We start from the raw sequence: 14,332 nt of genomic DNA on the forward strand, positions 1-14,332 counted from the left end.
CTCGGTCCGGCACCAGCGGGGGACATCGCCGCTTTCCTATATGGAAAGTAGCACCTGTTTTCCGTGATGGAAAGTAGGTGGTGACGTTCGCCCGGAGTGGCCGCCGTCGGTCCGGTGCGGTCGACACGTTCGGGGTCACCGGCAACGGGTACGCCGCAGTCCCGGACCCGGAATCCCGCGGAGGAGTGATGGACGGCGTCGGCAGGCAGTGGACGGCGGCGGTCCCGGTCACCCCGCGTCGTCAGTGGTTACGCATCTTCCTGGTCGGGCTCGGGCTCTGGCTCGCCACCGTGCTGGTCATCTTCCTCACCGGCAATCCGACCCTGCTGCCGACCCTGGTGCTGCTCGGCAGCTTCCTCGTGCCGGTGACCTTCGTGGCCTGGGCCTTCCAGCGGCGGGACACCGGCGAGGTGACGGTGAGCCTCGTCTTCGCGACGTTCCTCGCCGGCGGGGTGCTCGGGGTGCTCGCCTCCGCGGTGCTGGAGTCCTACCTGCTGCGCCCCTCGGTCCTGCTCTTCCTCGGCGTCGGTCTGATCGAGGAGGCCGCGAAGCTGGCCGCGTTGGCGCTGCTGACCCGGCACCTGGCGACCAAGAGCCTCCGGGACGGGATGATCCTCGGGGCTGCCGTCGGCTTCGGGTTCTCCGCCCTGGAGTCCGCCGGGTACGCCTTCATCGCGCTCTTCACCGTGCAGGGCCTCTCGGTGGTGCAGGTGGTGCAGACGGAGATCCTCCGGGGGCTGGTGGCACCGGTCGGGCACGGACTCTGGACCGCGATCCTCGGGGGTCTGCTCTTCGCGGCCAGCACCCGGGAGCACTTCGTGGTCGGGGGCCGGCTTCTCCTCGCCTACCTGGGCGTCGCCGTACTGCACGCGCTCTGGGACGGGATGCACGTCATCGCGCTCTTCCTGGCCCTGGTGCTGACCGGGGACGCCGACGCCCCGGTCAGCCTGGACGGTTCCTCGGGCCTGCTGACCTCGACGCAGGCGGTGCTGATGCCGACGTTGGAAGGACTGGGCCTGGCGGCCGTCGCCGTGATCGGCGTCGCCTGGCTGGTGGTGCTGTGGCGGTCCGCCCGCCACCAACCGGGACGACCGGGGTCCGGCCTGCGGGTGCCGACCGGGTCCAGGGGAGCCGTACGCCCCTGAACCGGCCCGAGCTCCGGCCGGCCACCCGCCGACCGCGGGCGCGCCGGCGTCGACCGTCACCGGCGGTTGACCGGTCCGCCGCGGCGAGCAGCAGCACACCCCAGGCCGCCAGCCCGGCTCCGGCCAGCGCGACGAGTACGCCCCAGAGGCCACCCGAGGTCCGCTCGCCGAGCAACAGGATCGCGATCACCGCCGAGGCGACCGGGTTGGCCAGGGTGACGGTGGCGAGCGGGCCGCCCAGGCCGCCCTGGTACGCCACCTGGGACAGGAGCAGTCCGGCGGTGGCCATGCCGGCCAGCGCCAGCAGCAGGCCCGCCGTCGCCACGACCGACCCGGTTCCGCCGATGAGCTGGGACACCAGCTGGGTGAGGGCGGAGGCGACCGCGAAGGCGATGCCGGCCGCGGTCGCGACGAGCAGACTGCGCGGCACCGCCGAGCGGGCGGCCCGGCCGGCCAGCACCAGCCCGGCCACACACGCCGTCGCGACGACGGTCAACAACCACCCCTGACCGGTACGCAGTTCGTGCACTCCGGCCCCGGGCAGGGTCACCGCGAGCAGGGCGACCAGTCCGGCCATGGTCACGCCCGCACCGAGCCACTGTCGGGCGGAGGCCCGGCGACCGATCGCCGCCGCCCCGATCGGAAGGGCGAGGACCAGGGTCAGCACGCCCAGCGGCTGCACCACGGAGAGTGGCCCGTACGCCAGCGCCGCCACGTGCAGGGCGGCCCCGGCGCCGTTCAGGCCCACCGAGCCCCACCAGCGGAGCCGGCCGAGGACGGTGGCCAGGTAGCCGCGGCCGGTGACCAGCGTCGGCGCCGCCTGGGCGGCGAGTCGTTCCTGCAGCACCGCCGCGGCCGCGTACGCGGCCGCCGAGGCGACCGAGAGGGCGATCGACAGCGCCAACCCGCTCACGGTCGGCGCCAGGGACGATTGGTCGTCATGTAAACATGATCCACCCACCGTGCCGCTTCGGCGTCACCCCGTGGTCGGCATCACGGGTACGACCCCAGGTGTAGGCCCGGCCGGTTGTCCTCCCCCGCAAGGGCGAGCCGCTCCTCCACGCGGCCGGTGAGTCGGTTCGCCGGAGCCGGCCGGGTCGGGTCGCCTAAGCTGTGCCGTCGGGGACGAGGACGGGAGCGGAATGAACCGGACTGCGGTACGACTGTTCGTGCTGGCCGCGATCGCGGAGGCGGGATCCTGGCTCGCCCTGCTGGTCGGCATGGCGGTCAAGTACGGCCCGCCGGGCAACGAGATCGGTGTCAAGATCTTCGGTCCGGTACACGGTGGCCTGTTCATCGCGTACGTCGCTCTGGTCCTGGTGGTGGGCCGGCTGCACCGCTGGGGCTGGCTGACCGTCGGCGCCGCGCTGGTCTGCGCCGTGCCGCCGTTCGCCACCCTCGGTTTCGAACGGTGGGCCCGTCGACGGGGCCTGCTGACCGGGCCCGCCGGGACGTCCCCCGCCAGGTCGGCGGCGCGGCCCGAGCCGGCGTCGACCCCGCGCTGACCGTTCCCGCCGGCCGGTCCCCGTCGACCGCGCCAGGGGTCCCACCCCGCGTCGAACCGTCCCACCGGTCCGTTGCGGCCGACCGTCTCAGGTGTCCCACCCCGCGCTGCCGCCGGAGACGGCCGGCGCCCGGCCACCGGGTCAGGTGGCCAGGACGATCCCGGCGGTGATGCCGCCGACCAGCAGGAGTCCGATCACGGCCTGGAGCAGCAGCGCCGGTCCGAGGTGTGACCAGACGGTCGGGACGCGGGGGGTGAGCAGTTGCCCGGTGGTGAGGTTGACGATCTTCTCCACCCGGGGGGCAAGTCCGGCGTCCTTCTGTGAGCGCACGGTGACCTGGATGTGGTCCCTGGGCTCCAGGGCGCTCTGCGGCAGGTGGCCGTGGATCTCCAACTCGCAGAGCACCCCGGTGTCGTCCCGCAGCCGCAGCGGGGTGACCAGGAACTCGGGCCCCTTGCGAAGCTCCGTCCAGCGCCGCCGGGCACCACCGGCGGCTCCCGCCCGCAGCACCGAGGCGAGCAGCAGCAGCGTCACCCGGAACAGGCCGGCGGTGCCCAGTACCGCGACCAGTACCGGCTGCCCGACCCGGAGCTCCCGGGAGTAGCCCTCGAGCAACCGGACCACGTGGCCGGTGATGACCGGGCCGGTACGCCAGGCGACCCGCTCGGGAAACAGTTCATGATCCATGCCCTCACCACCGAGAGTCCGCTCCCCGTGACGAATTGTATCGATCATGAGGAATGAATGCGGAGTGAGTGAATCGGTTCACCAGAGCGTGACCGGAGCACCGGGTCGAGCGGTCGAGGTGACAAGCGGAGCGGCGTGGGTATCCGGCGGAACGAGCTTGGAGAGGGGACGACCGATGCAGCTGTCCTTCCTACGCCCGATCTGTGCCCGTCCCGGCCCTTGGGCGTCGGTTTACCTCGACGCGTCCCGGGACACCCACGACGCCCACGCCGCCCTCGACGTACGGTGGCGCAACCTCCAGGAACGTCTGGCGGAACAGGGGACCGACCGGGCCACGCTCGCCGCCCTGGACGACGTGGTCCGTGGACACGAGCCGATGCCCGGCGACTACGGGCTCGCCGCGTTCGCGACCGACGGCCGGGTGACCCTGACCGAGTACCTTCCCGCCCCACCGCTGAAGGACATCGCCGCGTACGGGCCGGTCGCGCACACCATGCCGCTGGTCGCCCAGCGCCGCGACCAGATCCCCTGGGTCCGGGTGCTGACCAACCGGACCGGGGCGGAGGTGACCGGGGTGAGCGCCGGCGGCGTACCGCGACACGCGCACGTCAAGGGCGGCAACCAGTGGCCGATCCGCAAGGTCGACCCGGGCGGCTGGTCGCAGCGGCACTTCCAGCAGGGGGCGCAGCTGTCGTGGCAGCGCAACGCCGGGGACGCCGCGGCGGCCACCGCCGAACTCGCCGAGCGGGTCGGCGCCGAGGTGATCGTGATCGCCGGCGAGACCCGGGCCCGGCAGCTGCTCGCGGACCAGCTGCCGGAGTTCTGGCAGGACCGGATGGTGCAGACCGACGCCGGTTTCCTGGCCGCCGGAGCCGACCAGGGTGGGCTGGACGACGTCACCGTGCAGGCGATCGCCGAGGTCGCCGCCGCGCACACCGACGTCGCCCTCGACAAGTTCGGCATGCAGCAGCAGGTCGGCGAGGGGCTGGACGCGGTGGTCACCGCGTTGCAGCGCAGTCAGGTCGACACCATGCTGATCGTCGACGACCCCTCCTCGACCGAGCAGCTCTGGATCGGTCCGGAACCGACCGACATCGCGCTGTCCGCCGACGAACTGCGGGCGATGTCGGTCGCCGAACCGGTGCGGGTGCGTGCCGACGCCGCGCTGCTGCGGGCGCTGTCCGGCACCGACGCCGGGGTGACCGTGCTCGACCCGGACCAGGCGCCGGACCTCACCGACGGGGTCGGCGCCGTGCTGCGGTACGTGGACGCCAGCACGCCGGCCGGCGGTGGCCGTGGCTGAGCGGGGGAGGTCGGCGATGGGTCGGACGACGGTGGCCGGATCGACGCGGACGATCGCGGATCTCGTGGTGGAACGACTGCGGGCCTGGCGGGTGCCCCGGGTCTTCGGCCACCCCGGCGAGGGGGTGGCGCTGATCGTCGAGTCGTTGCACCGGGCCGGCGGCGACCCGGCCTTCGTACCCTCCCGGCACGAGGAGGCGGCCGGTTTCATGGCCTCCGGGCACGCCAAGTTCACCGGCGGGGTGGGGATCTGCCTGGCCACCCAGGGGCCCGGCGCGCTGCACCTGCTCGGCGGCCTCTACGACGCCAAGCTGGACAGCAAGCCGGTGGTGGCGATCGTCGGGCAGCAGACACACAGCGCGCTGGGCAGCGCCTACCAGGAGATCGAGCTGCCCCGGCTGTTCAGTGACGTCTGCTCCCAGTTCCTCCGGATCGCGGCGGTGGGCGAGCAGGTGCCGTACCTGGTCGACCAGGCGATCCGTACCGCCGTCTCGACCCGGAGCCCGACCTGCCTGGTGGTGCCGCACGACCTGCTCGGCCAGGCGGTGCCGGACGGCATGCCGCACCCGGACGGCGGCGGCGTGATCGCCGCGTCGCCCGGGTTGCCGCCGGCCCGGGTGGTGCCGCACGAACAGGACCTGAACGCCGCCGCCCAACTCCTCGCCGCCGGGCAGCGGGTGGCCATCCTGGTCGGTCAGGGCGGGTACGGCGCCGCCGACGAGATCGTGGAGCTGGCCGACCGGATCGACGCCGGAGTGGCCACCTCCCTGCTCGGCAAGCCGGTCCTCGACGAGCGGCTGCCGTACCACACGGGGGTGCTGGGACAGGTCGGCACCGAGGCCAGCGCGCAGTTGATGGCGGGCTGCGACACCCTGTTGATGATCGGCACCAACGACCCGTGGACCGGCTACTACCCGGTGCCGGGGCAGGCGACCGCGGTGCAGATCGACATCGACGGCAGCCGGCTGGCCACCCGGTACCCGATCGACGTACCGCTGATCGGCGACGCCCGGGAGACGCTGCGCGGGCTGCTGGACCGGATCCCGGCCCGCAACAACCGGGACTGGCGGGACACCATCGAGATCGCCGTCGACCGGGCCCGGACCGAGTCGAGCGCGCGGGCCGACGCACCGGCCCGGCGGGTGAATCCCCGGCTGGTCCTGCACGAACTCTCGTCCCGGCTGCCGGTCGACGCGTCGGTGACGGTCGACGTCGGCTCGGTGACCTACTGGTACGCCCGGCACCTGCAGTTGCCGCCCGGGGTCCAGGCGCACCTGTGCGGCACGCTGGCCTCGGTCGGCTCCGCCCTGCCGTACGCGGTCGCGGCCAAACTCGCCGCGTCGGACCGTCCGGTCTTCGCGCTGCTCGGCGACGGCGCCATGCAGTCCAGCGGACTGGCCGAGCTGATCACCGTGGCGCAGCGCTGGCCGGAGTGGCCCGATCCGCGCTTTGTGGTGCTGGTGCTCAACAACGGGGACCGGGGTGGGCGGGCCGGCGACCCGGACCCGGAGGAGCGTGGCGCGGTGGACGCGCCGGCCCGGGCGACCGGGGCGGAATTGGACCGGCCGGCCGGTTCGGGCCTGCCCACGCCCGAGGTGGTCCGGACCGGCGACATCCCGTACGCCGGCTGGGCCCGGCTGCTCGGTCTGCACGGCATCCGGGTCGACCGGCCGGAACTGGTCGGGGCGGCCTGGGAGGAGGCGATCGCGGCCGACCGGCCGACGCTGATCGAGGCGGTGGTCGACGCCACGATCCCGTTGGACCCACCGGAGCGCCCGTTCGCCGACCTGCGTGGGCTCGCCGCCGACGGCGCCGGTGCGGACGCCGCCGCCCTCCAGTCGCGGGCCCGGACCCTGCGGGAGCGGGCCGCACACGGCGCCAACCTGGGATAGCCGGACATAACGGCTGTCTCCCTGAATTTCCCTCGCATGGCGCCTTCCCGCCCGTTTAGACCCGATACGGGCGGGAAGGCGCGCGGCAGTGACCGAGGGAAGGTGAGCCCGGTGCGGGAGATGCAGGAGTGGCGGGCCGTCAACGGTGCCGTGCCACCGGATCCGGAGCGGGCCGTGTCGCCCGAGAGCACCGTCCGCGTGCTGCTCGCGGTGGCCTCCCGGGCTGTCCAGGGACGGGACTGCGCCGATCTCGGCTACCACCCGCTGCTGTCGCGGTTCCGCGGCGCTCCGGAGGCGGTCCGGCGGAACGCGCTGGCGAGGGCCGCGGCCCGGACGGCGCTGACCGCCGACCAGGTCGCCGCACTCGACGCCGAACGGGTGGCCCGGTGGATGGTGGAGCACTATCCGACGCGCGACTATCCCGGTGCTGTGCTCGGCTCGCCACACGGCGCCGCGGTCCACCTGGCCGCCGCGATGGGGATGCCGTGGCTGCCGGCCGGGTTCGACGTCGCGGCGCACTGGCCCGGCGGCGCCGTGGACAGCCCGGCCGGGGCACTCGCCTTCGGCGCCCGGGTGGCGGCCGCGGTACTGCGGACCAACCCCGGGGTACGGGTCCGCCAGGTACACGACCCGGCGGGACGGGGGGTACTGGCCGGATCCACGCTGTCCCTGGTGCTGCACTGGCACCGGCTGCCCGTGGCGTACCGGGAGTTCCTCGGCACCCGACTGACCCCCGGCGCGCCGGTGCTGCTGCTCCGCGAGGTTCGTCCCTGGCCGGTGCTGGACGTCGGCGGTGGGCACAGCTTCCAACTCGGCACCCCGGCCAGTGGCCTGGAACCCGGCGACTTCCGGCCGGACAGCGCGCTGCTCGGGCAGGTGCTGCGAGGGGCCGGCGGCGACGGCTCCAGTTGGGACGCCCCGGACTCGGGCCGACCGGGGCACGCCGAGCAGGGGGTGGAGGCGGGCTTCGAGAACAGCCTGCTGGACTGGGCGGGGGCGGCCGGCAACCCGGTCCACCGGGTTCTCTTCCCGGAGCCGGAGCTGTTGAGCGCGGCCACCGCCGACGTGTACCGGGGTTGGCTGCGTGGCGCCGGCAAGAGCGGTGACCGCTGCGTGGTGGAGTGTGGTCGGCTGATCGACCCGTGGCAGGTGATCCGGGCCGGCCTCGTGCCGTACTGGTGCGAGAACGCCAGTCGGCGCAGCGTGACCGGCGCGGAGTGGTGGCTCGCCGGCAGCAGCCCGTTCAGCTCGTTGGACGTCCTGCCCGAACCACCCGGGATGCGGTCACCGGCGTTCGCCGGGTTGCCGCAGTGGCTCGCGGTCGCCTCGTTCGGCCGGCGCCGTCGGTCCCTGGACCGGATGGCCTCGCGCGGTTACCCGGTGGCCTCGGTGGCCACCCGGCACGCCACCGAGGTGCTCCGGAACCAGCCGTACGACCTGCCCGCCCCGACCCCGCTGCGGGCGACTGAGGCGCTGGACGGGCTGCGGGACAACGGTTCCCGACAGGGGCTGCGGGTCTGCTGAGCCGGTGACCGGCGTCGTCCGGGCGTGCGGGAACGCGGCCGCCGGCAAAAGTCCGCGCAGTAGTCACGTCTCGTGATTGAGTACCTACAGAGCGGGAAGAACGCCGACTGCGACCGGTCGACCACGCTTTGTTGGGGTCAGCGGTGTCCGCTCGCACGTACTCGACTGCATGTTCGCTTCCGGCTGGCTGCCGTGTTCGGCATCCGATGACCGGTTGTGCATCCCGGGCGGGGGACTCCTGAGGGAGGCGCGGATGTTCGGACAGATCACCACCACCACACCACCGGCGGAGCGCGGACTGGAGGACCTGGACGCCGCCGCGCTGGCGTACGCCGCGAGAATCGCCGGCCTGCCACCGGAACGACGGCAGGAGGCCCGGGACGACCTCGTGCGGTTCGCCCTGCCGTTCGCCGGACGGCTGGCCCGCCGTTACCGGGGGCGCGGTGAGCCGTTGGAGGATCTCGAACAGGTGGCCCGGTTGGGTCTGGTCAACGCGGTCGACCGGTATGACCCGGAACGGGGTTCCTTCACCGCGTACGCGGCCATCACCATCGTCGGCGAGATAAAGCGGCACTTCCGGGACCGGACCTGGGGTGTGCACGTACCCCGACGGTTGCGGGACCTGATCCTGGAGGTGGGGCAGGCGACGGCGGCGCTGACCAGCGAGTTGTCCCGGGCGCCCAGCGTGGCGGAACTGGCCGCGCGGCTGGAGACCCCGGAGGAGGAGATCCTGGCCGCCCTCGAGTCCGCCGCCGGCTACAGCCCGGCCTCGCTCAACGCGCCTGTCGGCGGGGAGAGTTCGGCCGAGTTCGGCGACCTGGTCGGCGAATCCGACAGCGACCTGGAGTCGGTGGACGACCGGGTCACGGTCAGCGGACTGCTCGGCCGGTTGCCGTGGCGGGAACGGCGGATCCTCGCCATGCGCTTCTACGGCAACCAGACCCAGGCCGAGATCGCCGCCCGGTTCGGGATCTCGCAGATGCACGTCTCCCGGCTGCTCTCCCGCGCGCTCACCTGGCTCCGGCAGGCGATGCTTGCCGACGCGCCCGCGCCCTGGCAGTCCGGTAACGGGGAGTCGGCCGGTCCGTCGGCCCGGCTCTCGGTCCGGCAGACCGGCGACCGGGTGGTGGTCGAGGTGACCGGGGAGGTCGACCGGGACATCGCCGAGCAGTTGCGTCAGACGGTGGTGGAGGCGGTCTCCGACGGGGATCCGGCGGAGGTGGCGATCGACCTCACCGACATCGACCGGCTCGACGGGCCGGCGTTGGCCGCGCTGGTCGCCGGACGGGACGCGGCACACCGTGCCGGGGTGCGCTGGCGGCTGGCCCGGGCGCAGCCGGCGGTCCAGCCCGCGCTCAACTCCGCCGGCCTGGTCGCGCTGCCCGCTGACTGACCTGCCGGTCCACTGCTCACCGCTCTTCTTCCTCCGCCCTCGTCTCCTCCGCCTCGCTGCGGGCGCGTCCGGTCCGCCAGCGCGGACTCTCCGCGCCGCCCCGGTCGGCGCTGTCGATGGACTGGTCGAGTTCGGCCGGTTCGAACGCCGGCCGGCGTACCTCGTCCGGCTCCGGTACGTCGATGGGCCGGGCGCCGGAACGGGCCGGCGGGTGGTGGTCGACCGCCGCCGGGGCCCCGTGCGCGCCCTCCGGGCTCGGCACCTCCGCCTCCGGGTGCCGGGTCTCGTGGTGCAGTTCCTCGCGGAGGTGCTGGGGCGGCCGGGTGGTGCGTTGCGGCAGGTCCCGTCCGAGGTCGGCGACGAGGGGCCCGTACTTGTCGTCGAAGGCGGGGCGCTCGGAGCGGATCCGGGGCATCCGGTCGAAGTTGCGCAGCGGCGGGGGGCAGCTGGTGGACCACTCCAGGGAGTTGCCGAAGCCCCAGGGGTCGTCGACGTCCACCATCCGGCCGAACCGCCAGGACTTCCAGACGTTGTAGATGAAGAACAGGGTGGAGGCGCCGAGGACGAACGAACCGAGGGTGGAGACCGTGTTGAGCATGGTGAAGCCGTCGGTGGGCAGGTAGTCGGCGTAGCGCCGGGGCATGCCCTCGGTGCCCAGCCAGTGCTGGACCAGGAACGTGGTGTGGAAGCCGACGAACATCGTCCAGAAGTGCGACTTGCCGAGCCGCTCGTCGAGCAGGCGGCCGGTCATCTTCGGGAACCAGAAGTACACCCCGCCGAACGCGGCGAAGACGATCGTGCCGAACATGACGTAGTGGAAGTGCGCGACGACGAAGTAGGTGTCGGTGGTGTGGAAGTCGACCGGCGGGCTGGCCAGCAGGACGCCGGTGAGACCGCCGAGCAGGAAGGTCACCAGGAAGCCGATGGCGAACAGCATCGGTGTCTCGAAGGTGAGCTGCCCCTTCCACATCGTGCCGATCCAGTTGAAGAACTTGACGCCGGTCGGTACGGCGATGAGATAACTCAGGATGCTGAAGAACGGCAGCAGCACCTGTCCGGTGCCGAACATGTGGTGCGCCCAGACGGTCATCGACAGGATCGTGATCGCGATGGTGGCGAGGACCAGACCCTTGTAGCCGAAGATCGGTTTCCGGGCGAAGACCGGAATGATCTCCGTGATGATGCCGAAGAACGGCAGCGCGACGATGTAGACCTCAGGATGGCCGAAGAACCAGAACAGGTGCTGCCAGAGCAGCGGCCCGCCGGTCGACGGGTCGTAGACCTGCGCGTTGAGTCGCCGGTCGGCGTAGAGCGCCAACAGCGCTGCGGCCAGCAGTGGGAAGACCAGCACCACCAGCAGGCTGGTGAAGAGCATGTTCCAGGTGAAGATCGGCATCCGGAACAGGGTCATCCCGGGCGCCCGCAGGGTGAGGATCGTGGTGATCAGGTTGACCGCGCCGAGGATGGTGCCGAGACCCGACAGGACCAGCCCGATCACCCACATGTCCGGCCCGATGCCGGGGGAGTGCTGGTCGAGGCTGAGCGGGGTGTACGCGGTCCAGCCGAAGTCGGCCGAGCCGCCCGGGGTGAAGAAGCCACCCACCACGATCGATCCGCCGCACAGGTAGAGCCAGTACGCCAGCGCGTTCAGTCGGGGGAACGCCACGTCCGGCGCGCCGATCTGCAGCGGCACGATGTAGTTGCCGAACGCGAACGCCAGCGGCGTGGCGAAGAGCAGCAGCATGATCGTGCCGTGCGCGGTGAAGAGCTGGTTGTACTGCTCCGTGGAGAGGAACTGCAGCCTCGGCCGGGCGAGTTCGGCCCGCATCAGCATCGCCATGATCCCGGCGATGATGAAGAACGCGAAGCCGGTGGTCAGGTAGAGCAGCCCGATCTGCTTCGCGTCGGTCGTACCGAGTAGCCGGATCAGGGTGCTGCCCCGGATCGCCTTGCGCACCGGGCCCGGATAACCCCCGGTACGCGCCGGCGCCAGGATCAGCGGCCCACGATCCCGCCCCGGTTCGGTAACCACCCGTTTCGGCATCCCACTCACCCCGTGCGACAGCTCAGCTAGGACGGGAAGGCGGCTACCCGGTATCCGGATGGCAAAACCCGGCACTGCGGAAAATTACCATTTTTCTGCTATGAAAGCCCGAAAGCGGACTCGACCCGGTGCCGGGTCAGGAGCGGTCGCGGCGGCGGCCGGTCAACAGGCTGAGCCCGATCATCACCACCCCGAGCCCGAAGTGCAGCCAGTTGTCGGCGGTGTTCACCGGGATGAAGTTGGCGGCGCTGCCCTGGTCGATCGCCAACCCGTAGACCCAGAGCACCAGGTAGAACGCGCCGGCGCCGACCAGGAAGACCCGGGCCCCGGTGGCGGTACGCGCCAACGCCAGCCCGACCACCCCGGTCACCAGGTGGATGAGGTTGTGCAGCATCGAGACCCGGAAGATGCCGAAGAGGTGGGCCTCGGAACGCCGGGCGGCCATCCCCAGGTCTTCGAAGTCGCTGGTGACGTCCGGGATGAAGCCGAGCACCCCGATCGCCAGGAAGACGAAGGCGACCGTGATCGCGGCGGTGCTGAGCGGGGATTTCGCCGTTGTCGGCCGGGTGGCCGTGGAACTGTGCCGATTCATCTCCCACCACCTCCGGACGCGCTGGTCGTCGGCAACCGGCGCACCTGTTCGTACAGCTCGACGTAGCGCCGCGCCATGGTCGCCGGGGTGAACCGCTGACCGGCCTCCCGCCGGCACTCCCGCTCGTCGAGCCGGGCGACGTCGGCCACCAGGTCGGCCAGACCGTCGCCGTCGTCCGCGAGCAGCCCGGTCCGGCCGTGCTCGATGAGTTCGGGCAGGCAGCCGCGACCGACCGCGACCACCGGGGTGCCCAGGGCCAACGATTCGATCACCGCCGTTCCGCCCGGCTCCTCCCAGCAGAGCGGGAAGAGACTCGCCCGGGCGTTCGCCACCAACTCGTCCCGCGCGGCACCGGCCACCATGCCGACCCAGCGCACCCGTACGTCGTCGACCAGCGGCGCCACCTGCTCGCGCCAGTACCGGACGTCCGGGTTCTGCCCCGCCTCCGGCCCGGCGGCCGCCAGTTCCTCCGGTCGCCGGTACGGCCCGACCGGCCCGGCCAGCACCAGGTCGAACCCGGCCTCGTGGGCCAGCCGCGCCCCGAGATGCTGCCCCTTGCCGGGGGTGATCCGGCCGAGGACCACCAGATGGTCGGCCTTGTCGCCGGGCGGCCGGCGTTCCGCGTCGACGGCCAGCGGGGTGGCCAGGTGGACGTGCCCGACCGCGTGTTCGCGCAGCGCCTGCGGGGCCCGGGCGAGCTGGGCCGCGGAGACGCCGTTGACCCGTACCCGGTCGCCGCCGTCGACGTGACCGTAGAGGTCGGGGTGTTTGCCCAGGTCCCAGTGCAGGGTGTGCAGGGCGGGGCGGGCCCGTGGCCCCATCGCGGTGAGGACGGCCAGCCCGACCGCCTCGACGTGGTCGTGTACCAGGTCGATGTCGTCGCGTTCCCGGACCGCCCGGACCACCGCGTTCTGGTGTGCGTGGGCGACCCCCATCACCTGGTTGTACGGGCGCTGCAGCGCGGCGAACTGGCCGTCGGGGAAGACCGAGATCAGGTCGTCGACCTCCAGCGTGCTCTCCCCGACCGAGGCGAGCACCACCCGCACGCCGAGCCGGCGCAGCTCGGGTACGAGCGTGGCGACCACGTTCTCGATGCCGCCGTACCCGGGTGGCGGTACGGCCAGCCACGGCCCGGCGTTCATCAGCACGGTCAGCCCCATCCCCGGCCCCTCCCGTCCGGTCGCCCGCCGCCCGCACCGGCCCGGCCGGTCACACCGGTGCTCCGCGCAGCGACTCCCGCAGCTCGACCAGGGGCGGCCGCTCCCGGACCGAGACGTCGCTGACCACGATCTCCCGGTCGAGGTTCGGCAGCGCGGTACGACCGTCCCGGCGGAACTGGACGAGCAGGTTGGCCGGCGGCTCGTCCCCGTTGACCCAGCCACGCCGGCACAGCCGCTGCCACACCGTGTGCAGGATCTGCCCGGACATCCGGCCGAGCGCCTCGGTGTCCTGGTGCCGGTGCAGCCGTTCGCCGAGGTCGACCTGGGCGAGCGAGTCCAGGCCGCACATCTCCAGCAGGTCGATCAGCATCGCGGTCTCGACGCCGTACCCGGAGACGAACGGGACCCGCTCCAGCACGTCCCGGCGGCCGGCGTACTCGCCGGCCAGTGGTTGGACGAAGCCGGCCAGCTCCGGCCAGAAGAGGTTGAACAGCGGCCGGGCCACCAGCTCGGTCACCCGTCCGCCGCCCTCCGCCTCGATGCCGCTGGTGCCGACCAGCGGCCGGTGGTAGAAGCCCTTCACGAACGAGACCGACGGGTCGCTGAGCAGCGGGCCGAGCAGTCCGGTGACGAAGTGCGGGCGGAACTCCCGCAGGTCGGCGTCGATGAAGGCGACCACGTCACCGTCGGAACCGGCCAGACCGGCCCAGAGCGCGTCACCCTTGCCGTCGAGTCGCGGCAGGCCCCGGGTCATCTCGTCCTGGCTGATCACCCGCGCCCCGGCCGCCGTGGCCACCGCGGCGGTCGCGTCCCGGGACCGGGAGTCGACCACCACCAGCTCGTCGACCAGCGAGACCTCCTCGACCAGGTACGCCCGGATCGCCGCGACGATCGCCCCGACCGTCGCCTCCTCGTCCCTTGCCGGGATGACCACGCTGACCGTCCGGTCGCCCTTCATGTGGGCGAGTTGTCGGGCCGTCCACTGTTCGGCCGCGCCGGTACGGCGGGTGGACCATGCTTCGAGCGCTGGTGACACGGCCGTTCGCGAGCGCCGCATGGGACCGACCTCCCCAGAGTGCCTCGGCCGG

The 14,332-nt window shown here is 72.5% G+C and carries 11 protein-coding genes and 1 pseudogene; 6 read left to right on the forward strand and 6 right to left on the reverse strand.

Annotated elements, in window-relative coordinates; all coding sequences use genetic code 11:
- Positions 1–77 precede the first annotated feature (77 nt).
- Positions 78–1,145 (forward strand): PrsW family intramembrane metalloprotease, encoded by a 1,068-nt coding sequence (locus V1633_RS15170; protein ID WP_331214949.1) that lies wholly within the window; start codon positions 78–80, stop codon positions 1,143–1,145.
- A gap of 115 nt (positions 1,146–1,260) precedes the next feature.
- On the opposite strand, the pseudogene V1633_RS15175 reads toward V1633_RS15170, so the two are convergent.
- Positions 1,261–2,106 (reverse strand): annotated as a pseudogene (locus V1633_RS15175) (DMT family transporter); the annotation flags it as partial.
- Positions 2,107–2,287: 181 nt separating this feature from the next.
- On the opposite strand from V1633_RS15175, the gene V1633_RS15180 reads away from it, so the two are divergent.
- Positions 2,288–2,650 carry a DUF3817 domain-containing protein gene (locus V1633_RS15180; protein WP_331214950.1) on the forward strand — a complete coding sequence of 121 codons (363 nt, stop codon included), beginning with the start codon at positions 2,288–2,290 and terminating at the stop codon, positions 2,648–2,650.
- A gap of 141 nt (positions 2,651–2,791) precedes the next feature.
- On the opposite strand, the gene V1633_RS15185 is transcribed toward V1633_RS15180, so the two are convergent.
- A complete protein-coding gene (locus tag V1633_RS15185; RefSeq protein ID WP_331214951.1) occupies positions 2,792–3,337 on the reverse strand; it encodes a hypothetical protein in 546 nt (181 codons plus the stop codon).
- A gap of 175 nt (positions 3,338–3,512) precedes the next feature.
- Between V1633_RS15185 and V1633_RS15190 the strand changes: the two genes are divergently transcribed.
- From V1633_RS15190 to V1633_RS15205, 4 genes are all read left to right on the forward strand, one after another.
- Positions 3,513–4,640 carry a baeRF2 domain-containing protein gene (locus tag V1633_RS15190; protein ID WP_331214952.1) on the forward strand — a complete coding sequence of 376 codons (1,128 nt, stop codon included), beginning with the start codon at positions 3,513–3,515 and terminating at the stop codon, positions 4,638–4,640.
- Between the two features lie 16 nt (positions 4,641–4,656).
- Entirely contained in the window at positions 4,657–6,531 is a 1,875-nt protein-coding gene (locus tag V1633_RS15195) for a thiamine pyrophosphate-binding protein (RefSeq protein WP_331214953.1), read from the forward strand.
- 120 nt (positions 6,532–6,651) lie between these two features.
- Positions 6,652–8,055, forward strand: coding sequence for a hypothetical protein (locus V1633_RS15200; protein ID WP_331215201.1), 1,404 nt, complete (start codon positions 6,652–6,654; stop codon positions 8,053–8,055).
- A gap of 253 nt (positions 8,056–8,308) precedes the next feature.
- Positions 8,309–9,448, forward strand: a complete 1,140-nt coding sequence (locus V1633_RS15205; protein ID WP_331214954.1) for a SigB/SigF/SigG family RNA polymerase sigma factor — start codon at positions 8,309–8,311, stop codon at positions 9,446–9,448.
- A gap of 16 nt (positions 9,449–9,464) precedes the next feature.
- On the opposite strand, the gene ctaD is transcribed toward V1633_RS15205, so the two are convergent.
- The 4 genes from ctaD to V1633_RS15225 all read right to left on the reverse strand — a co-directional run bounded on the left by ctaD (position 9,465) and on the right by V1633_RS15225 (position 14,301).
- Positions 9,465–11,492, reverse strand: a complete 2,028-nt coding sequence (gene ctaD, locus V1633_RS15210; RefSeq protein ID WP_331214955.1) for an aa3-type cytochrome oxidase subunit I — start codon at positions 11,490–11,492, stop codon at positions 9,465–9,467.
- A 136-nt stretch (positions 11,493–11,628) separates the two neighbouring features.
- Complete coding sequence (locus tag V1633_RS15215) at positions 11,629–12,084, reverse strand: DUF4383 domain-containing protein (RefSeq protein ID WP_331214956.1); 456 nt, start codon at positions 12,082–12,084, stop codon at positions 11,629–11,631.
- Positions 12,081–13,244 carry a glycosyltransferase gene (locus V1633_RS15220; protein ID WP_331214957.1) on the reverse strand — a complete coding sequence of 388 codons (1,164 nt, stop codon included), beginning with the start codon at positions 13,242–13,244 and terminating at the stop codon, positions 12,081–12,083. Before V1633_RS15220 ends, V1633_RS15215 begins: the two co-directional genes overlap by 4 nt.
- A 49-nt stretch (positions 13,245–13,293) precedes the next feature.
- The gene (locus V1633_RS15225; protein ID WP_331214958.1) at positions 13,294–14,301 is read right to left on the reverse strand and encodes a glucosyl-3-phosphoglycerate synthase; all 1,008 of its coding nucleotides are present in this window, start codon (positions 14,299–14,301) and stop codon (positions 13,294–13,296) included.
- Positions 14,302–14,332 lie beyond the last annotated feature (31 nt).

The organism is Plantactinospora sonchi (assembly GCF_036422035.1).
Taxonomy (GTDB): Bacteria; Actinomycetota; Actinomycetes; order Mycobacteriales; family Micromonosporaceae; genus Plantactinospora; species Plantactinospora sonchi.